Annotated in this window: 1 protein-coding gene; it reads right to left on the reverse strand. The window is 61.9% G+C overall.

Annotated features, from left to right (window positions below):
- Nucleotides 1-99: 99 nt before the first annotated feature.
- On the reverse strand, nt 100-265 hold a 166-nt coding region (locus SB753_RS38045; protein ID WP_410805289.1), incomplete at its 5' end, for a c-type cytochrome.

Consider the following 265-nt stretch of genomic DNA (forward strand, 5'->3'; position numbering starts at 1 on the left):
GTCGACGGACGTTTGCGCTTTAGCGCCTACCGCCGTCCCATGCAAACTGGTTGCGCCGCGAACTGAATGAACCGATGACGCGCTGGCGCGCGCCGCCCGTCATTTGTCGGGATTATTCTTCGAAGAGGCCGTCTGCACCGAGTAATACGCGGCGATGTCGGCGATGTCCTGGTCGGTCAGGGTCACAGCGATCGCGTGCATCGTGTCGAAGTGGCGGTCGCCCTTCTTGTACGCGTGCAGCGCGTTTTCGAGGTAGGTCCGGTTC

Source organism: Paraburkholderia sp. SIMBA_053 (genome assembly GCF_046534895.1).
Taxonomy (GTDB): Bacteria; Pseudomonadota; Gammaproteobacteria; order Burkholderiales; family Burkholderiaceae; genus Paraburkholderia; species Paraburkholderia caledonica.